We start from the raw sequence: 16285 nt of genomic DNA on the forward strand, positions 1-16285 counted from the left end.
CCTTGACGGTCAGCGGTTTCGACTCACGAGGAGGGTGAGGTTGTTGGGGTTGATCTCGCGGTCGTTGACGCGGGTGCCGTCTGCGGCGATCCAGAATTCGTCGGCCTCCGCCTCGGGGGTTGCCCATCGCTGGGCGTCGGCGTCCCAGGAGGGGCGCGGCTCGGTGCGGCAGCGCATGAGGCGTCGTTCGCCGTACTGGGCGATGTCGCCGGGCTCGTAGCGCGCGGTGACGATCTCGACGGTGAGGTCGTCCTCGCTCTCGAAGCTGATGGAGGTGCGGTTGGCGAGGCGGATCTCGCCTCGGCGGACCTTCTGGACGGTTCCTTCGATGAGGATGCGGACGCGGGTGTTGGGCTGAAGGTGGCGCATGATGACTCCTGCTGGGGGTGGTGGTCGGTCCGGGGCTTGCCCTCCCCTTCTCGACATTTACTATTCTACCTCACGGAAAGAGGGATCACAACCGCCCGGAGACAAGCTGCGAGATGCGACCGGGCTCTTGCGGCACCGCCCCGTGCTCACCTGGCTGTCTGGCCGCCGCAGCGCAGTCCGGGGTGAAGGACTGCGGCCGGCGCTGCGGCGCCGCGGCGCCGTTCGGAACGAGCGTCGATCAGGAAGTCCAGGATCCGCCTCGCCTTGACCTCGGCCTGCTCGCGGAGCTTCTCCGGGCAGCCGTCGGGAATCACGATCCGCTGCGTGCACAGGTCGATCTCCACGGTGACCCGGCGGGTCGTGACGCCTGGTCCACCGCCCGTGGTGCTCAGCCGGAGCTCGGCCCGCGTTCGCTGGCCGAGAGGGCAGAGGACGACGTACTCGTTGCGCCAGGACCGGATCTCGACGTCCGGCGAGATCCGCACGGCGGCGCACTCGGTGCGCCCGGTGTCCGTACGCCGGGTCAGGAGCGGATGGGCGGGGTGCTGCTCGATCCGCTGCACATCCCGGTGGAACGGGTACCAGCCCGGCCCGTAGACGACTTGGGTGTCGTCGAGCGCGTACGACCAGTCTCCGAGGTCGAGCTGAACGCCGTACATGTCGAATTCGTCGCGGGCGGCAACGGGGAGGGCTGCGGGTTCTTCGGGCGGCATGGGGTGTGTCCTGTTCGTTCGAGCGGCGAGGTGCCCCGGTGCGCGGGCGTGGCGGCTCGATGCCGCCACGCCCGCGGTCGCGCTGCGCTGCCGGAGGGCCGGTCCGCGGGGTCCGCGCGTTGCTGGCCTGAGCGGCCGGGGTGGTGCGTACGGCGGGAGGGCCGGCGGACGGCTCGGCGCGGACGCGGCCGGGCCGGCTCGATGCCGGTGCGGCCGCGGTCGCGCTGCGCGGGCCCAGTGGCGCGGCCGTACGCCGTCGCGCGGGACGGCGTACGGGGACGGGGAGCGGTGAGTTCCTCGGGGTTGACTGCCGGAGCGGGGGCGGTGGCCGCGCCGCCGGGGGAGCGGCCACCGCCAGGGGGTCAGAACGGCGGCTGGTCGTCCGCGCTGGGGGCCGCCGCCCACGCGTCGGCCTGGGGGGCCTGCGCGGGCTGCCGCTGCCATCCGTTCTGCTGGGCCTGGCCGTTGCGCTGCACCTTGGCGACCTTGGCGGTCGCGTTGCGCAGGCTCGGCCCGACTTCCTCGACGTCGAGTTCGTAGACGGTGCGCTTGTCGCCTTCGGCGGTCTCGTAGCTGCGCTGACGCAGTCGGCCCTGAACGATGACCCGCATCCCCTTGGTGAGGGATTCGGCGACGTTCTCGGCGACGTGCCGCCAGACGGAGCAGGTGAGGAAGAGGCTTTCGCCGTCCTTCCACTCGTTGGTGGTCTTGTCGAAGACGCGGGGCGTGGAGGCGACCCGGAACTTTGCGACACCGGCGCCGGAGGGCGTGAAGCGCAGCTCGGGGTCGTCAACAAGGTTGCCGATCAGGGTGATGGTGGTTTCGCCTGCCATGGGGGTTTCTCCTCGTGGGTGGTTCGGTGGCGATCGACCCGGGGCTTGCCTCCCCGTGTCGACATGTATTATTTTACTCGCTTCGGCTGTACGCGTCAACCTCGTCCGCCGCACGGCCCCGCCTTCCGGGGAGGTCCGGCGCGCGGAAGCGGCGACGGGCCGCTTCGTTCCGCGCGCGGGACCCCTCACCGGGGCCGCCCCGCCCGGGTGCGGCCCCGGCTCCGGGGGCGTTCAGCTCACGCGGCGGAAGGAGTGGGAGGCGTCCTGCGCGAAGTTGGCGTTGGCCTCGCGCAGGAGGGCGCGGCGGGCATCGCGGGTCGGGTGACCCATCGTCCCGCCTTTGTCCTGGGCGTTGGCCTCCGCTTCGGCGATCTGGCGGTGCCAGACGGCCACGGCGTCGGCCGCGTCGCAGCCCTGGAGCGCTTCAGCGAGCCGGTTCCACAGTTTCACCTCGTACTGACCCCGGGTGACGTGGTCGAAGAAGCCGTCCATGCGGACGTTCTCCACCGTGAGGCGGTCGAGGGTGCGCAGTTCGGTCCACCACCTGTCGGCCCGGCCCAGGGCGCAGCGGCCGCCGGCCGTCGCGGCCGTCTCCAGTCGCTGCTTGAACATCCGCTGGTTTCGCTCGGCTCGGTCGTCGGTACGCATGTCGGCTCCTGGGATTCACGGTTCGTGGTGGCCGTTCCGGGGCTCGCCCTCCCCTTCTCGACTTGTATTATTCTACCCATATTGGCGAGGGGCTGTCAACCCGTGAGCTCGCACGCCGGACCCGGTGGCGTTCCAGCGGCGTCGGAGGGCTCCAGCACTGCGGCGGGGGCGCCGCCCCCGCGCCGGGTCGGACGCGGGGGCGGCGGACGCGCTAGCGCTGATAGACGGCGGGGCCGACGGTGGTATCGGTGAACGGGTCCGCCATGCCGGGGTCGCCGAAGAGCATGTTGTGAATGGCCCTGGCCTCCAGCCAGTCGGCATCCCAGCTCCCGTCGCTCTGGATGGCGACATGGTCGGGAATGAGGGTGTGAGCACGCAGGAGTACGGCGGTGACGGCCATGTCGTACGGCCTCCCGTTGGTCTTGGTGAAGTCCCATACGAAGGGGTCCCGGCGGGTGCGCTCGTGCGGGTCAAGGGTGAAGGTGAAGTCCTCGCACTCCTCCGTCGCGCGGCCGTTGAAGGAGATGCGGCGCTCGTCGATCAGGGGCGCGCCGTGCCCGTTGGATCCGGCGAGCTGCACGCCGGTCTTCTTCACGAAGTCGAGGATGGCGGCGGTGTCCAGTCGGAGCTGGAGCCAGGCGCTTCGGAGCGCCGGGGCCTCGGGGGTGTAGGAGAAGTAGTGCGTGTAGCCCATGCGGGCCTCCTCGTACTCGTGGTTCATGGCGGCCGGTCCGAGGTTTACCCTCCCCATTCCGACATTCATTAATCTACCCGTCTTGGGGTTTGCTGTCAACCCTGCGGCCGTGTGCGTGCCGGGTGGGTGAGGCCGGGCGGGTGGGCTGGGGGGAGGGTGACGACGCAGACGTACGGCGGGCGGTCACCCGCGCTGGAGTGGCGCACGTCGATGTGCCATGGCCGGTCGCCGGGAACGGCTCCCGCGTTCCAGTGGCGGATGGCTGCAAGGATCTCGTGCAGGGCGATGCCCCAGAGTTCGGCGGGGTCGCCGTCGAGCGCCTCCGCGCCCTCCACGCTGACGACGGTCGCGCCGCGCGCGTCTTCGATCCGGCGGAATGTCAAGGGGTGGAGCCGGTCACGGTCGGCCCGGTCGAACACGACACGTGCGGCAGTGGGCCACACAAGGCGGAGAGTCGGGGCCGCGTCGTAGAGAAACGCCCCGGCCATGTCCGTCTCGGCTCGCTGGAGGCGGCGGCGGTGGGCGTGGAGGTGTCCGGCGGGGTTCGCGTACGGGTCGGGGAGAGGAATGGACTCGGCGCTCACCGGGAGGGCTCCGGTTCGGTGCGGCTGATCATTCGCCACGCGGCGGCGCGGGCACTCCGGTTGAGGATCTCGGAGATCTGGGCGCGCTGTCGCCGTATGGCTTCGAACTCGGCGGCGGCGTCGCGGTCCCCTGCTGCCGCGCGGGCCAACAGGGAGCCGATGAGGTCGGGAGTGTCGGGGGTGTTGCTCACGGGGGTGTCCGTTCGGTCGGGTGGGGGCCGGCTGGCCGGGCTGGTGGCGGCCCCCGCGCCCGGGGCGCGGGGGCAGGGGGCCTCAGAGGCGGATGGCGAACCCGTTCATCTCGACGATGTCCGGGTCGGCCCCCGGGCTGTCCGCGTAGTCGGCGACCTGGCGGCCCAGCTCCCGGCGCGTCTTGAATGCCTCGTCGCTGGAGAGTGACGTCAGCGGGCGGGCGAAGAACTCCGCGCCGTACTCGAAGTCGTCCATCCGGTAGAAGCCGTACCCGTCCCGGTCGATGGTCTCGGCGCGCCCGCCGTACAGGTCGTGGGCGAGGTCGCGGATGGTGTCGAGCTGTTCGGCGACGGTCACGGTGCTCTCCTGGATTCGTTGGCTCGTGGTGGCCGGTCCGAGGCTTGCCCTCCCCTTCTCGACATGTATTATTCTACCCTCCCTGTTCCGGGGAAGTCAACCGCCACCGGGGGTTGACGATGCGCCGGATCTCCTTTCTACACTTCCGGCAGGCGAACCGGTCCAGCAACGCCCGGTAATTCGGGCTATGGAACTTCCGCCTTGCGTAGTTCGAGACACGGGGGCGAGGGCGACGGCGGCTGTATCCGCTGTTCCCGTTCAGCTTCGCCCATTCCTTGACGATGTCGCGGAAGCAGCGGCGCACCGGCATGGACGTGCGGCCTCCGTCCACGAAGGTGCCGCACAGGGCCGGTGTCCGGGTCCAGTGGCCGGACTCGTTGGCGTATCCGAGCGGCAGGGCGTGGAGAGGCCCGCTCTCGCTGCGCGCGCTGCGGAATCGGGGTTCCGGTCGGATGGATTCCATGGGGTCCCTTTCTTGTCACGGCCGGGCGACCCGGGGGCGGGCCGCCCGGCCCGGGGGGGGTCAGCCGACGACGCGCATCCCGATCAGGCGGGGGCTGTCGTCCACCGTGCCGCACACGTCGTGGGCGCACTCCGCGCACAGGTGAGGACAGCCGCAGGTGTCGCGGTTGAAGTCGGAGACGTGCCACCCCCCTTCGTGCGCGGCCCAGGCTCCGGCGTCGGCGTCGTCCGGCTGGCCGGAGTCGGCGGGACAGCGTTCGCACCGGATGGTCTCGACCTCCTCGGCGGTCGGCCAGAACGGGATGAGCGGTGCTTCGGCGATGACGGCAGCCATGGACAGTCCCTCGACTCGATGGATCGCGGTGGTCGGCCCGGGGTTTGCCCTCCCCGTTTCGACATTTACTATTCTACTGCCCGTGTTTGTGGTTTGGCAAGTTCGGGACCTGCACTTTTCCGGGCGTGGTTCGGGCGGGCGCGGAGCGGCCGCCTTCCCTTCGGGCCTCCGTACGGTCGGTTCGCCGGGTGACGGCCTGGGCCGCGACGGTGCAGGTGCCCGCCGACCTTTCTTTCTCCCGCCCCGGCAAAAGCAGTTCCAGGGCGCGGTGGTTCGGCGGTCAAGCGCGGGAGGGAGTACCGCAGCCGGTAGAGCGACGTAGGAGCGGGCCGGCGAGGACACGGACCGGAGCGCTTGAGGGCCGGGCCGCCGCGCCCACAATCAGAAAGCCGGGGATGGAGGAAGACCGGTGACGGTCGGAGCGCAGCGGAGGCCGACGCCGGGGGAGCAGTGCCCGGCGGAGCCGGGCTCCCTCCGGGGCGGAGCCCCGGCCTGGGTCTCTGCTGCGAACAGAGTGCCCTCCCGGGGGCATCAGTTCGGGGCGGGCCAGTTGCCGAGCCATCCGGCGATCAGATCGCGGAGGGCTGCGGCCTCTGCGGTGCCGAGAGTGACGAAGCCGCGTTTCCGGGGGCGCTGTGTCGTGAACGTGAGCCGCAGCAGGGGCCAGGGGCCGTTGAAGTGGTGCAGGGCCAGGGTGGGGCCGCCCATGACCTCGAAGCTGAGGAGTCCGGGTTGGACAAGACCGGCCGGCGACATGTCCAGGTCGAGTCCGGAGCGGACGTCCAGATACTCCTCGGGGTTGGCCGTCCCGTACTGAGCCACCCAGCGGGAGAGGTTCTGGTGCAGGCTCTCCGCCCAGTTGGGCCAGAGGGGCAACCAGCCGACCGCGTCGAACTCAAGTACACCCGCGCTGACGCCGTTGGGGTTGAGGGCCGCGAGGACCGGGCGGTCGATGCCCGGGTCCCCGGTGTCGATGCGGGTGAGGGTGAGCACTTGGTCGACGCGGACGCCCTGGAGCGGATCGCGGACTTGGTGAAGTCTCGGCTTCCTCGGCACACCGCGGTCAACGATCTGGGCGCGGACTGGTCACACCGGGGTGGTGACGGCGGCGTGAAGGGCCGCGATGCGCCGGGAGGCCCTTTCCCGGGCGGCCCGGGTGTCGCTGAGGACTTGGTCCAGGCGGTGCAGCTCCTTGCTGTACGTCTCCAGGTGGTTGGTGACGGCGATCTGCCGGCCGGTGCGTTCGAGGGCTTCGCGGTCGGGCCTGGTCCGCCAGTGGCCAACGACGGCTCCGAGCACGGCCTCGGCGTGTCGGCGGGTGGCGGGCGGCAGGGGGACCGGGTTGGAGTCCTTGTCCCGCCGGGAGGTGCGCACCGGGGCGCCGGCGTCGAGGCGTTCGAAGGACACGCGGGTGAGGCTGGCGAGGGTGATGCCGTTGATCGTCAGCGGATCCGCCCGCCGATGGGCGGGCGTTGCGGATTCCGTGCCGAAGAGGACCAGGAGGTCGGCCGCCCACGGGCGGGGCGGCTCGGTGGGGTCCGCGATCCGGGTTCCCGGTGAGAGGACCGCGTGGCCGTGGACATGGGGGCCGCGGAGTTTGTAGGTGCTTCTGGTGTCGGCCGGGTTGGTGGTGATGTCCATCCGCAGGAGGCCGTATCGGCCGAGGTGCTGCTCTGCGTAGGCGGCTGGCGGCTGTTCGGTGGTGATGGTCATGACCGTTTCGATCGCGGGAAGGGCGGCGGGGCCGCCGGGCAGGGGCGGTGACGTGCGCGGGCCCGGCGACTCGACGGTGTCGCCGGGCCCGCAGATGGCGGGCGGCACGGTGCCGGGACGCGGCAGTGCGCCCCGGGCCGGCACGGTGAGCGGCTACGGAACGAGCGACCACTCGTGGATGACGCGCCACGACGGCCCCAGGCCCGGCGCGCCGCCGGGGAGGCCGGGTACGGAGACGAACTCTGCGGGGATGCGCTCCAGGGCCCGGGTGGTGCTCCACCCTTCAGCGGTGGTGTGGCGCTGGAAGTAGAAGACCCTGTTGCCGAGCACGCGCATGTGCTCGGTCCACTGTTCGCCGAAGTCGGGGCGATGACGGTGCTGGTCGAAGCGGGGGCCGATGGTGAACGGCGTGGGCGACATGGATTCCTCGCGAGGAGTAGAGGGAACGGGCGGGAGGCATCGCGGCGGCGCTCCGTCGGAGCGAGTAGGTTGTTCTTCGGTTTCCGGCGGAGGGGTGCCGCGGGGGGATCGGCCGGCTGACGGCGGGCGTACGTGGGCACGGCGGCTTGATGCCGCCGCTGCCTTCAGCGCCCGGCCGGGGGCTGGGGCGGGCGGGCGTGCCAGGGCTCCAGGTCCCAGGAGAGGTCTTGGCAGTCAACGCTAACGGTGTCCGGTACGGCGTCGGCCAGTGCGCCACCGGGGTTGAGCGCGTACACGACGGTTACACGCAGAGCGGTGCCGGTGTGGTTGGGGAGTTGGCCTCTGAGCAGGGCGGCGACGTCCTGGGCGGTGGCCCGGTCGAGGGGGACGTACTGCCCGGTGATGCACCCGGTGCAGCCGCAGCCGGGCGGGTCGACGGCGGTCGGGGTGGTCATGACGATGTGGTCCTTTTCGGGTTCGGCGGCGGACGCCGGCCGGGGGGCTGGCCGACCGACGGCGGGCGTACGCGGGCGGGGCGGCTCGATGCCGCCGGGCCCGCGGCCCCCGTGGCGGCGGGGCGCCCGGTCTTGGGGATGGGCGCCCCGGCTTTCGGTGTCAGGTGGTCGGGGCGTCCTGGTGCAGCCTCATCTGCCACACGGGGTGATGGACCGGGACGGGGCAGGATTCCTTGGCCGCGCTGTGGTCGGGGCGGACTTCGCGGGGGATGTGGGGGCGTTCTGCCGGGTCGCAGATTTCCCGGGTCCGGATGGGTACGAGGTAGCCGTTCTCGTAGACGTTGACCGGGGCGTAGGACTGGTCCGGGCACAGGGTGAACATCAGGGTTCCGGAGCGCGTCTGGACAAGCCACCACGTCGAGGTGGTGAGGCGGTCGCTGCGGACGTGCAGGAGGAATCGGCGGGTGTCGGGCTGCGGGCGGGTGGCCGTGAGCTGCATGGGAAGGGCCTTTCCGTAGAAGTGGGTGAGAGCGGGGCGGGGTGTGCGCTCGGTGGTGCCGGGGGCGGGGTCAGAAGAGGCGGTGGAAGGTTTCTGCGGCGGCTCGGAGGGCCTGGGCGGCCTGCTCGGCGGTCCTCCCGGGAACCGCGCTCCACTCGTCCATGACGGATCGGTGGAGCCATCGGGCGCTGTCAGTGGTGCCGGCGGCGAGCGGGCGCGCGGCGAGGTACTCGGCGAAGGCGTGGTATGCCTGGTCCCGGCCTCGGTCGATGGCGGCCCAGTCGTAGGTTCGGCTGCTGCTGCCTCGGCCGTTTCCGGCGGCCACGTCGATGGCGCCCCGGGGCCAGCAGGGGAGAGTGACCGTACGGCCGATGCCGGCGAAGAGCTCGGAGCCCTGGTGGAGGCCGACGGCCGTGATGTGGCAGGCGGCCCAATCGAGGATCGCGGCGGGGTCGGCGGGGATGACGATGCTCTCGGGGTTGTAGCGGATGCGGGGCACGGTGATCCGTCCGGGGGGCTGGGGGGCGGCGCCGGGCTGGGGCACCGCCGGGTGGGGTGTTCGGCGGGAGGGGCGCGTACGGCGGCCGCTTCCGTGTCAGGGTGGGCGCGCGCGGGCGCGGCGGCTCGATGCCGCCGGGCCCGCGGCCGCCGCGCGGCGGGTTCCCGGTCCGCCCTGGGGTGGGCGGACCGGGGACCGCTCCGGGGGCTTGGGGGTGTACCCCCGGAGCGGTCGTCTTGGGGCTACGCGCTGGCGGCGAGGTTCATGGCGGGGAGGGCCTGGCCCTCCAGCTCAAAGGCCGCGTCCGCGTCGGTGAGCGTCTGGGCGGTGGCGGTGATGGCCTGCATGATGCCGCCCGCCGTGTTCTGTCCGCCCGTGACAAAGTGGCCCATGATCGACTCGCGCAGGCTGTCGGTGAACTTGAGCTTCTTGGAGACGACTTCGATCGTCTTGACGGGGTCGGCGAGCGGGCGGCCCGCGTCCTTCTCGATCTGGGTGAGCTTGTTCTCGACGTATTCGCGGTCAAGGAAGGTTGCGACCGCGTCGCGGGCCTGGGCGGTGATCAGTTCGAGGTTCTTGGTCTCGGTGTCCCCGGACCAGCGGATGACGCCTTCGTCCAGCTTGGCGCCGAGGTGGACGGCGCGGAGCGCGTCCTTCTGGATGGTCATGCCGTTCTCGCACACCTTGACGGTGATCCGGGGGGTGATGGTGAAGGCTCCCGCGCCCACCTCGCTGTTGGCGATCACGAATCCGGCGCTCACGACGGGCAGTTCGTCGCCGGTCTGGCCGGTGAAGGGGGAGCGGTACCCCTTGAGGAGACTGGGGGCGAGCACCTTGATGTGCTCGGACTCGACCCGGACGATCATGCGGCGCTCGGTGAGGTCGCACCCGGTGATGCGGACGCCGTGGCCGGACTCCCGCACGCCGCTGAGCGCGGCCAAGAGGACATCGAAGTTGTCGATCATCTTGTAGCTGTCGGAGAGGAAGGCGCGCAGGACTCCTTCGCCGCCCTGGGGGCCGGTGAACGCCCGGAGGAGGAACTTACGGGAGGGGTCCTCGGCGAGCCACCCCATGACGTTCGCGTCGTAGAGGTCCACCTTGTCGGCGCGCATCCGGCGGAGGTAGGCGAGCGGGATGCCGAGCTTGGAGGCGATGCCCTCATCCGCGACGGTGGTGGGGCGGTAGGTGCCATCGGCGATGGTGACGCCGGTGTCGGTGAGGATCGGCGGGAGGCCCTGGACGGTGAGGTTGCCGCCCTGGAAGGTGAGGGCGGAAGCGGGGGCGACCATGTCGATCTTGGCCTCGTGCCGATCCTGGAGGATGCGGGCGAGGTCGGGCAGATCGGCGTTCCGGGCGTTCGACGCGGCGTCGGTCGGGATGACGACGGCGGCACGGCGGGTGAACTGCTCGGTGGTCTCGATAGCCATGGTGCGCTCCTTGCGAGGCTGGTTCGTGGTGGCCGGTCCGGGGCTTGCCCTCCCCGTTCCGACATGTATTAATATACTCCCCTTGGGTGGTGGGCGCAAGTTCTGAGCGGCGGTTTTCCCGGGTTTTCTCGGCGGGGTTCTGCGGCCCGCAGACTGCGCGCCCTGTGAGCGGGGGGTTCCTCCGGTCGGTCGGCGGCGCGGTGGTGCCGCGCCCGGACGGGGCCGCTGGCCTCGCGCAGCGACCGCGTAGCGGCTTGGGCTAGTGGTCCTGGCCGGGTGTGGCAGGGTTCGGACGTCGATCGGCCGGAGGAACCCCCCGCGCCCCCGCGCCTTCACCCTCCCCGTGCCGCAGTCGGGCACGGGTCCTCCCCTCCCTCTGGGAGTGAGGTCGGGGTCCGGGGCGGAGCCCCGCGTTCGAGGCCGCGCCGTCCGGCGCCCGCTCGGCCGCGTGTCGCTCAGTTTCCGCCCGCGGTCGGCATGTCGTCGTAGGCGGCGTGGATGTGGGCGGGGAGGAAGAGCCAGGGGGTGTCTGCGTCGTACAGGACGCGGGCGACCCGGCCGGGCCGCCATGCTCCGGCGGCTCCGGCGCGGCTCATGGTCGGGCCGAGGTAGGTGACAGGCCGGCCGGACGGGTCCGTGATCCTGTCGCCGGGCCGGATCTCCCGGCCGGTCCGGGAATCGCGGAGGATCCGGGCCGGCTCATCCGGGCGGTGCAGATCGCCTCGCAGGGGGTTCCTGGTGACGGCGTACGGGAGTTCGCCGAGGTGCTGGACGTGGTGGCGGTACGCGGCGAGGGCGGAGCGGCCGGCCTCGGTGACGGACACGGAGCGGTGGTCGTCGGCCCACCTCACCCAGTCCCGGACAAGGCACTCGTGGACATCGTCCGTCCGGAAGACGGCGGGGGCGTCGGGCTCGGGCCGGGTGGTGAAGTAGCGTACGGCGCCGTACTCCAAGGAGGCGAAGAGGGGGCCGCGGGCGGCTGCGTCGAGGCAGCGCCCCTGCTGGTCGCTGACCGGGCACGGAGCGGTGGCCGTCATCGGGCTCCTCCCGCCGGGTTCTCTCCGAGCACGGACCGGGCGACGGTGAAGTGGTCGCAGCTGTCTCCCGGCGGGCGGGCTTTGCAGTGCCAGCACGGCCGGGCGCCGGGGTGGGTGGCGGTGTGGTGGTGGCACTGGTAACCCGCGTAGGGGCCCTCGGTCCGCAGGTGGGACAGCAGGATCAGCTCGAAGTCGCCGGGCTTGGCCCAGCCGGTGATGCCGCGCTGGGGGTGCGGGTGCTCGGTGTCGCCGTCGGCGAGGACGATGCTGCTGATCGAGACGAGCAGTCTGTCCCGGTCGGCGTCGAGGGCGTGGATGGAGTAGCGGGTGCGGCTCTTTCCCCTGCGGGTCCACGGGGGATGGGTCGGGCCGTGGGCGTGGCCGAGCACGGCGAGCCCTTCGAGGCTGCTCGGGGTCAGCGTCGGTGGCGGGTCCCACAGGGTGTGCCGACGGTTCACGGGGTCACGCTCCGGGCGGCCGCCCGGGCCTGGCCGTCCGCCCTGGAGAGCCGACTGCTGCGGGCCCGGATCCTCTCGGCGCGGGCTGCGACCTCGTCGGCCGGAGGCATCGGTCCGCCGCGGCCTTCGGCGGCGAGCCGGCGGATGCGGGCGGCCTGTTGCCGAAGGATGCCGGCGGCCAGTTCGAACAGCTCGTCGTCGGTCGTGGCCTGGTGGGTGATCTCCCAGCGGCCCCCGACCCTCGTCCGGAAGGGCTCCTTCTCGCGGGCCGTCACACGCAGTACCCGTCCGGCGGGCTGGTGCCCCTCATCGAGCTGGATGAGGTAGTGGAACTGCACGTCGGATCCGGGCCGCAGGAACATCATCCGGTCGCGGGGCTCGTCCTGGCCGAGCAGGTACGGCGTGCGCTCGGCGGCCCACCCGCGAAAGCGTTCGGCGCTGGGCGCATGGCCGCCCTCGCGGGCGGCGTGGACGAAGTCGGCGAGCGCGGGCAGGAAGGTGCTGGGGCTCAGCCAGGGGTTGCGCTGGATGAGCACCGGGGCGTCGTTGTCGTCCTGGTGCCATTCGACAATGGCGCGGGCTCCCATCGGGGAGACCTCCTTGGGGTGGTGGTGACCGTGGTGGGCCGCCCCGGGTTTGCCCTCCCGGAGCGGCTGGGGATTGCCGCGCCCCCGGCGGTGCGGGGGTGTTGGCGTCAGGGGTAGGTGGGTTTCTTGTACTTCTCGGCCGGAGGTTCGGCGCTGCCGGGGTCGAGCGGGAGGTATTCGTGATCACCCATGACGACATGGGTGCTGAAGCTGCTGTCCGGGTAGGCGTAGATGAGCTCTGTCCCCCGGTAGACCCGGTGCCAGCGGAAGGACCACTGGACGGGCAAGTACTCGCTCTCGTCCACCTCGACGGCACCGATCTCACCGACCGAGTACTCGCTGTACGGGCCAGGGGTGAACGCGTCCTGGATGAGCATCCCGACCTTGAGGTCGCGGGCCGCGACGGCGGGCAAACCCGTGGCAACGCAGGCCGCACAGGGGCCGTTGACGTGAGGCTGGTGCAGCATGAGCGCAACTCCTTGAAGGAAAAGGGGCGTGGTGGCCGATCCGGGGTTTGCCCTCCCCATTTCGACATGTACTAATTTACCTGTCAGAGGCGAGGGTGTCAACTCGCCTCGCGCCCTCCCTCCGGCGGCGGTGCGGCCCGGCCTCCGCAATGTGCCGATACTCTCGGCAGCAACGACTCGAAGGGGGAACATGGAACTGCACGTCGCCCGCGGCGGCACCGGCAAGACGTCGAGCGTGACCGGCGAAGTCGTCCCGCCCGACGCGGATGCGCCCGCCTGGCCGGCGTACGGTGCCATCATCCTGGATCTCCCCGCGGCCAGTCCGCTCCCGGCAGACCCGGCGCTGATCGACGAGATCACGAGGTCGTGGACCGGGCCGGCGGCCACTGAGAGCTCGCACTCGGGCCCATCCGAGAGGTCGGGGCCGACTGCCCGGGGCGGCCGATGCGGCGGAGCCGGTTCCGGGCCGCGCGGCTGAGAGCCGCCGCCCGGCCCTGAAGTCGGAGCGGCGGCCCCTTCGGCGGGGCCCTAGGACAGCGGCTTGCACGTAGAGCACTCGTCGGCCTCGCACCCGAGACGGCGGCGCCCCTCCGGCAGGCACTCGGCCGCGAGCTGCGGCTCGAAGTCCAGGTCCCGCTCGATCAAGTTCGGCAGCCCTCGGGGGGAGCGGTGGGATTCCAGTGCGGGCAGGTCGAAGTAGCCCCATTCGCCCTGCGTGTCGTCGGCGCCGAGACGGGCCCAGCCGAACGCCTCGCCGCTGGCCGGATCGAGCTCGGTCACGTACCAGTCGCCCCACGCGGCGAAGTAGTGGGCGTGGATCGTCTTGTGTTCGCACGGGACGCCGTCCGTGGCGCGGAGCGCCGGAATGCTTCGCAGAACCTCGTTGGGCGGGTAGAAGGCGTGTCCGCGCTCGCGCCGCCAGACCTCCGGCGTGAGGGTGCTGTCGGGCTGGGTGGCGGGCACGTGCTGGTCGGCCATGACGGTCTCCTGGATGCAGGCGGCTTGTGGTGATCTCGTCGCAACCGAGGTTTGCCCTCCCCGTTTGCGACATGTATTAGTTTACCGTTCTTGGTCGTGTGGGGCAACCTCCTCCCGAGGCAGGACGAGGCACCGTTCGGGCAGCCCTCCGGCTGCGCGGTCCGGGAGTTCGGGGAGGGTCGGGAAGCCCGCCCCGTCCCCCCGGGCGTCGCTGAGGAGGCCGTTGAAGATCTCCCAGCCGTTGACGCCGTGGTCGCCCCACACCCTGCCCCGGAGGCCGGCGGGAAGGTCCGGGCCGCCCCTGGCGGCGACGTCCTCCATGTGGTCCACCTCGACCCCGTCGCTGTCGAGCAGTTCGGCCAGTTCGACGGTGCCGTCCGTGGGGCCCTCCGAGAGGACGGCGTACCGGGCGCCGGGCACGGCCCAGGCCAGGGATTCGGCCACGGCCGCGACCACTTCGTACGCCAGCCGCCCGGCCTGGAGGCGGTGGTGGGCGTAGGCGGAGACGACGGGTTCGCGGGCGGGGGGTTCGGGGGCCGCCGGCGGGGCACCTTGGCTGCTCGCGCGGCGGACCTGGTGAAGGTGGACGCCGCCGTGGCCCGTCCACCGCTGCTCCCGCTCCGCCTCGTCCTCCCAGCTCTCGGGGTGGGCGCGGAGGTGGAGGTACAGGGCGTGAGGGTCGTCGGCGATGGGTTCGGGGACGGCCAGGCGGACGAGGGTGTCGTAGCGCTGGGTCTCACTGTGGACGAGGTGGAGGTCGCGGGTGACGGTGCGCGGGTTGTTCACGAGGGGCCTTTCGCTCTCGGCCGGGCGGGCGGTCACACCACCAGGGGGCTGGCCATGGCGTTGAGACGTTCGGTCGTCTCGTCGAACTTCCGGCCACAGGGGGTGCAGAGCCAGGTGCTGACGATGGCGCCGGTGAGGGTGACACGGGAGTGGCGGTCGAGCACTTCGGGGCGGCGGCAGTCGTCGCAGGGGTGCGTCATGGCGATCCTTGGTGCGGAAGGGGTGCGTGGTGGCCGATCCGAGGCTTGCCCTCCCCGACTCGACATTTACTATTCTACCATATCGAAGCGGGGAGGACGCCGGTCGGATGTTCGCTACCCGGCCGGATGGTGCAGCCTCCGCACCACGTGCTCGGCGGCTCTGGCGTCAAGCTCGTATACGCCGCGCCGGTCGTCCGCCGCGGCGCAGTACGCCGCCCACTCTTCGTACGGGTGCTCGGCGAGCTCCGCCAGGGCCATCAACATCTGGTCGAGGTGGGGTCCTTCGGGTTCGAGACGCGTACCGTCCTCGGCGGTCAGGTACTGGGCGACAAGGGTGCCGGGATCAGCGCCGACTTCGAGGGTGACGGTCCGGGCGGACGAGTGCCCGCTCTCCCTGGCGGCGCGGTCCGCGGCGTCCGTGATGGCGGCGACCACGAACGCGCATCGGTCTGCGGGGGCCGCGTCGTGGACGCGCTCGGGAAGGGGCTGGGATGAGGAATGCACGGTGCCTCCGTGAGCTCTGGGTGGTGGTGGGTCCTGGGCGAGCGGGCTCGGCGGCGGAGCGCGCTATGTCGCCCGACCGGCGCACTGGCACTGACAGGCGCAGGTGTCGCACGCGCGGCACTCCCCGGCCGTCGGACACTGACAGGTGCAGTTGAAGACCGTGCAGCCGTCCTGGTGGACCCGTACGGCGGTTGGGTCTCGGAGCGCCGCGAGGGCGCCGACGACGGCGTTCATCCCGGCGCCGGGGAAGGACAGATCGACGGTCTGATCGTCGTTGACCACCAGTTCGTGCGCGACCGGGCACCCGGGACCGGCCTGGGCGTACCGGCCGGGCTCCGCATCACGGAGCTCGCCGGTGGGAGCGCCCGTTCCACGCCTGACCAGACGGAACCCGCCACGGCCGTGCACGATGTCGGTGATCAGCTGCGCGTGGGGCAGGGACAGCGCCTTGGCGTCCAGGTGGAGACCGGCGAGGGTGGAGTGGTCCGGCCGCACGCTGATCCGTCCGCCCCCGTCCAGATGGGCGGTGAGGCTGAGAGGGTCCTCCGGGTCCTCGACTGCGAGTCCGGGGTGCGCGGCGGCGAGCAGGGCGGCTCCGGAGAGGGCGGCCGCGTGCTGGGCGGCACGCCATGCCGCATGAGGGGTTTCGAGTTCCTTCGGTACGCGCGGAGCGACGACGAACATGCGGGTGTCCTTCAGTGAGGGGTGTTGGTGACCGGCTCGGCGGTCCGGTCGCCGGGGGCGCGCTCGCGGCCCCGGCGACCGGGGAGTCATGTTCCGGGCTGGGCCCGGAGGCGCTCAAAGCGCGCGTCCGCGGCGGTGTACCCGACGTCGCAGACGGGGCGGCAGAAGGCCCCGGCCGGGGCGCAGCACCCTTCGCAGGGCTCGTCGAAGTCAGCCGGCCGGAAGGGGCGGAGGGCAGGCCCCTGGGTGCTCGTCACGGACGTCCTTGGCTGGCAGGGGCGCGGGGGGGGGGGGGGGGCGCCCCCCCGGTGGGTGACAAAACCGGGGGGGTGCCCCACAAGGAGGACCCCCCGCGCGGGGTGGAGGAGAAAAGGTTAAAAATCAA

25 protein-coding genes are annotated in these 16285 nt (G+C 71.6%); all 25 read right to left on the bottom strand.

Features of this window, described 5'->3' with window-relative positions:
• Window positions 1-9: 9 nt before the first annotated feature.
• Window positions 10-369 (bottom strand): hypothetical protein, encoded by a 360-nt coding sequence (locus ABT354_RS19900; RefSeq protein ID WP_351495496.1) that lies wholly within the window; start codon window positions 367-369, stop codon window positions 10-12.
• A 146-nt stretch (window positions 370-515) separates the two neighbouring features.
• Complete coding sequence (locus ABT354_RS19905; RefSeq protein WP_351495498.1) at window positions 516-1082, bottom strand: hypothetical protein; 567 nt, start codon at window positions 1080-1082, stop codon at window positions 516-518.
• A 362-nt stretch (window positions 1083-1444) separates the two neighbouring features.
• Complete coding sequence (locus tag ABT354_RS19910) at window positions 1445-1915, bottom strand: single-stranded DNA-binding protein (protein ID WP_351495500.1); 471 nt, start codon at window positions 1913-1915, stop codon at window positions 1445-1447.
• 231 nt (window positions 1916-2146) lie between these two features.
• Complete coding sequence (locus tag ABT354_RS19915; protein ID WP_351495502.1) at window positions 2147-2563, bottom strand: hypothetical protein; 417 nt, start codon at window positions 2561-2563, stop codon at window positions 2147-2149.
• A 211-nt stretch (window positions 2564-2774) separates the two neighbouring features.
• Window positions 2775-3284, bottom strand: coding sequence for a hypothetical protein (locus ABT354_RS19920; protein WP_351495504.1), 510 nt, complete (start codon window positions 3282-3284; stop codon window positions 2775-2777).
• A 68-nt stretch (window positions 3285-3352) separates the two neighbouring features.
• Window positions 3353-3841 carry a hypothetical protein gene (locus ABT354_RS19925; protein WP_351495506.1) on the bottom strand — a complete coding sequence of 163 codons (489 nt, stop codon included), beginning with the start codon at window positions 3839-3841 and terminating at the stop codon, window positions 3353-3355.
• On the bottom strand, window positions 3838-4032 hold the full coding sequence (locus tag ABT354_RS19930; protein WP_351495508.1) for a hypothetical protein: 195 nt from the start codon (window positions 4030-4032) through the stop codon (window positions 3838-3840). Before ABT354_RS19930 ends, ABT354_RS19925 begins: the two co-directional genes overlap by 4 nt.
• Window positions 4033-4114: 82 nt before the next feature.
• On the bottom strand, window positions 4115-4390 hold the full coding sequence (locus tag ABT354_RS19935) for a hypothetical protein (RefSeq protein WP_351495510.1): 276 nt from the start codon (window positions 4388-4390) through the stop codon (window positions 4115-4117).
• 523 nt (window positions 4391-4913) lie between these two features.
• The gene (locus ABT354_RS19940; RefSeq protein WP_351495512.1) at window positions 4914-5186 is read right to left on the bottom strand and encodes a hypothetical protein; all 273 of its coding nucleotides are present in this window, start codon (window positions 5184-5186) and stop codon (window positions 4914-4916) included.
• Between the two features lie 531 nt (window positions 5187-5717).
• Window positions 5718-6242: a hypothetical protein gene (locus ABT354_RS19945; RefSeq protein WP_351495514.1), complete on the bottom strand. Its 525-nt coding sequence runs from the start codon at window positions 6240-6242 to the stop codon at window positions 5718-5720.
• Window positions 6243-6272: 30 nt separating this feature from the next.
• Entirely contained in the window at window positions 6273-6899 is a 627-nt protein-coding gene (locus ABT354_RS19950) for a hypothetical protein (protein WP_351495516.1), read from the bottom strand.
• 153 nt (window positions 6900-7052) lie between these two features.
• Window positions 7053-7319 carry a hypothetical protein gene (locus ABT354_RS19955; protein WP_351495518.1) on the bottom strand — a complete coding sequence of 89 codons (267 nt, stop codon included), beginning with the start codon at window positions 7317-7319 and terminating at the stop codon, window positions 7053-7055.
• Window positions 7320-7483: 164 nt separating this feature from the next.
• Complete coding sequence (locus tag ABT354_RS19960) at window positions 7484-7774, bottom strand: hypothetical protein (RefSeq protein WP_351495519.1); 291 nt, start codon at window positions 7772-7774, stop codon at window positions 7484-7486.
• A 160-nt stretch (window positions 7775-7934) separates the two neighbouring features.
• Window positions 7935-8273, bottom strand: coding sequence for a hypothetical protein (locus ABT354_RS19965; protein WP_351495521.1), 339 nt, complete (start codon window positions 8271-8273; stop codon window positions 7935-7937).
• 70 nt (window positions 8274-8343) lie between these two features.
• Window positions 8344-8772 carry a DUF6197 family protein gene (locus ABT354_RS19970; protein ID WP_351495523.1) on the bottom strand — a complete coding sequence of 143 codons (429 nt, stop codon included), beginning with the start codon at window positions 8770-8772 and terminating at the stop codon, window positions 8344-8346.
• 242 nt (window positions 8773-9014) lie between these two features.
• Window positions 9015-10199 carry a DUF932 domain-containing protein gene (locus ABT354_RS19975; protein ID WP_351495525.1) on the bottom strand — a complete coding sequence of 395 codons (1185 nt, stop codon included), beginning with the start codon at window positions 10197-10199 and terminating at the stop codon, window positions 9015-9017.
• 455 nt (window positions 10200-10654) lie between these two features.
• On the bottom strand, window positions 10655-11236 hold the full coding sequence (locus tag ABT354_RS19980; RefSeq protein ID WP_351495527.1) for a hypothetical protein: 582 nt from the start codon (window positions 11234-11236) through the stop codon (window positions 10655-10657).
• Window positions 11233-11694 (bottom strand): hypothetical protein, encoded by a 462-nt coding sequence (locus ABT354_RS19985; protein ID WP_351495529.1) that lies wholly within the window; start codon window positions 11692-11694, stop codon window positions 11233-11235. Before ABT354_RS19985 ends, ABT354_RS19980 begins: the two co-directional genes overlap by 4 nt.
• Window positions 11691-12281 carry a hypothetical protein gene (locus ABT354_RS19990; protein ID WP_351495531.1) on the bottom strand — a complete coding sequence of 197 codons (591 nt, stop codon included), beginning with the start codon at window positions 12279-12281 and terminating at the stop codon, window positions 11691-11693. The genes ABT354_RS19985 and ABT354_RS19990 overlap by 4 nt, the downstream gene beginning before the upstream one ends.
• A gap of 107 nt (window positions 12282-12388) precedes the next feature.
• A complete protein-coding gene (locus ABT354_RS19995; protein ID WP_351495533.1) occupies window positions 12389-12748 on the bottom strand; it encodes a hypothetical protein in 360 nt (119 codons plus the stop codon).
• Between the two features lie 528 nt (window positions 12749-13276).
• The gene (locus ABT354_RS20000; protein WP_351495535.1) at window positions 13277-13726 is read right to left on the bottom strand and encodes a DUF2958 domain-containing protein; all 450 of its coding nucleotides are present in this window, start codon (window positions 13724-13726) and stop codon (window positions 13277-13279) included.
• Window positions 13727-13807: 81 nt separating this feature from the next.
• The gene (locus tag ABT354_RS20005) at window positions 13808-14512 is read right to left on the bottom strand and encodes a hypothetical protein (RefSeq protein WP_351495537.1); all 705 of its coding nucleotides are present in this window, start codon (window positions 14510-14512) and stop codon (window positions 13808-13810) included.
• 32 nt (window positions 14513-14544) lie between these two features.
• Window positions 14545-14712 (bottom strand): hypothetical protein, encoded by a 168-nt coding sequence (locus ABT354_RS20010; RefSeq protein WP_351495539.1) that lies wholly within the window; start codon window positions 14710-14712, stop codon window positions 14545-14547.
• A 114-nt stretch (window positions 14713-14826) separates the two neighbouring features.
• Complete coding sequence (locus tag ABT354_RS20015; RefSeq protein ID WP_351495541.1) at window positions 14827-15216, bottom strand: hypothetical protein; 390 nt, start codon at window positions 15214-15216, stop codon at window positions 14827-14829.
• 63 nt (window positions 15217-15279) lie between these two features.
• Entirely contained in the window at window positions 15280-15900 is a 621-nt protein-coding gene (locus ABT354_RS20020) for a hypothetical protein (RefSeq protein WP_351495543.1), read from the bottom strand.
• Window positions 15901-16285 lie beyond the last annotated feature (385 nt).

The organism is Streptomyces sp. NPDC000594 (assembly GCF_040299965.1).
GTDB lineage: Bacteria > Actinomycetota > Actinomycetes > Streptomycetales > Streptomycetaceae > Streptomyces.

Excerpts from the sequence above, each read along its gene's own strand:
- ABT354_RS19960 (WP_351495519.1), bottom strand. The coding sequence starts at position 7,774 with ATGACCACCCCGACCGCCGTCGACCCGCCCGGCTGCGGCTGCACCGGG.
- ABT354_RS19910 (WP_351495500.1), bottom strand. The coding sequence starts at position 1,915 with ATGGCAGGCGAAACCACCATCACCCTGATCGGCAACCTTGTTGACGAC.
- ABT354_RS20000 (WP_351495535.1), bottom strand. The coding sequence starts at position 13,726 with ATGGCCGACCAGCACGTGCCCGCCACCCAGCCCGACAGCACCCTCACG.
- ABT354_RS19940 (WP_351495512.1), bottom strand. The coding sequence starts at position 5,186 with ATGGCTGCCGTCATCGCCGAAGCACCGCTCATCCCGTTCTGGCCGACC.
- ABT354_RS19915 (WP_351495502.1), bottom strand. The coding sequence starts at position 2,563 with ATGCGTACCGACGACCGAGCCGAGCGAAACCAGCGGATGTTCAAGCAG.
- ABT354_RS20020 (WP_351495543.1), bottom strand. The coding sequence starts at position 15,900 with ATGTTCGTCGTCGCTCCGCGCGTACCGAAGGAACTCGAAACCCCTCAT.
- ABT354_RS19920 (WP_351495504.1), bottom strand. The coding sequence starts at position 3,284 with ATGAACCACGAGTACGAGGAGGCCCGCATGGGCTACACGCACTACTTC.
- ABT354_RS19990 (WP_351495531.1), bottom strand. The coding sequence starts at position 12,281 with ATGGGAGCCCGCGCCATTGTCGAATGGCACCAGGACGACAACGACGCC.
- ABT354_RS19955 (WP_351495518.1), bottom strand. The coding sequence starts at position 7,319 with ATGTCGCCCACGCCGTTCACCATCGGCCCCCGCTTCGACCAGCACCGT.
- ABT354_RS19950 (WP_351495516.1), bottom strand. The coding sequence starts at position 6,899 with ATGACCATCACCACCGAACAGCCGCCAGCCGCCTACGCAGAGCAGCAC.
- ABT354_RS19975 (WP_351495525.1), bottom strand. The coding sequence starts at position 10,199 with ATGGCTATCGAGACCACCGAGCAGTTCACCCGCCGTGCCGCCGTCGTC.
- ABT354_RS19995 (WP_351495533.1), bottom strand. The coding sequence starts at position 12,748 with ATGCTGCACCAGCCTCACGTCAACGGCCCCTGTGCGGCCTGCGTTGCC.
- ABT354_RS20010 (WP_351495539.1), bottom strand. The coding sequence starts at position 14,712 with ATGACGCACCCCTGCGACGACTGCCGCCGCCCCGAAGTGCTCGACCGC.
- ABT354_RS19965 (WP_351495521.1), bottom strand. The coding sequence starts at position 8,273 with ATGCAGCTCACGGCCACCCGCCCGCAGCCCGACACCCGCCGATTCCTC.
- ABT354_RS19980 (WP_351495527.1), bottom strand. The coding sequence starts at position 11,236 with ATGACGGCCACCGCTCCGTGCCCGGTCAGCGACCAGCAGGGGCGCTGC.
- ABT354_RS19900 (WP_351495496.1), bottom strand. The coding sequence starts at position 369 with ATGCGCCACCTTCAGCCCAACACCCGCGTCCGCATCCTCATCGAAGGA.
- ABT354_RS19905 (WP_351495498.1), bottom strand. The coding sequence starts at position 1,082 with ATGCCGCCCGAAGAACCCGCAGCCCTCCCCGTTGCCGCCCGCGACGAA.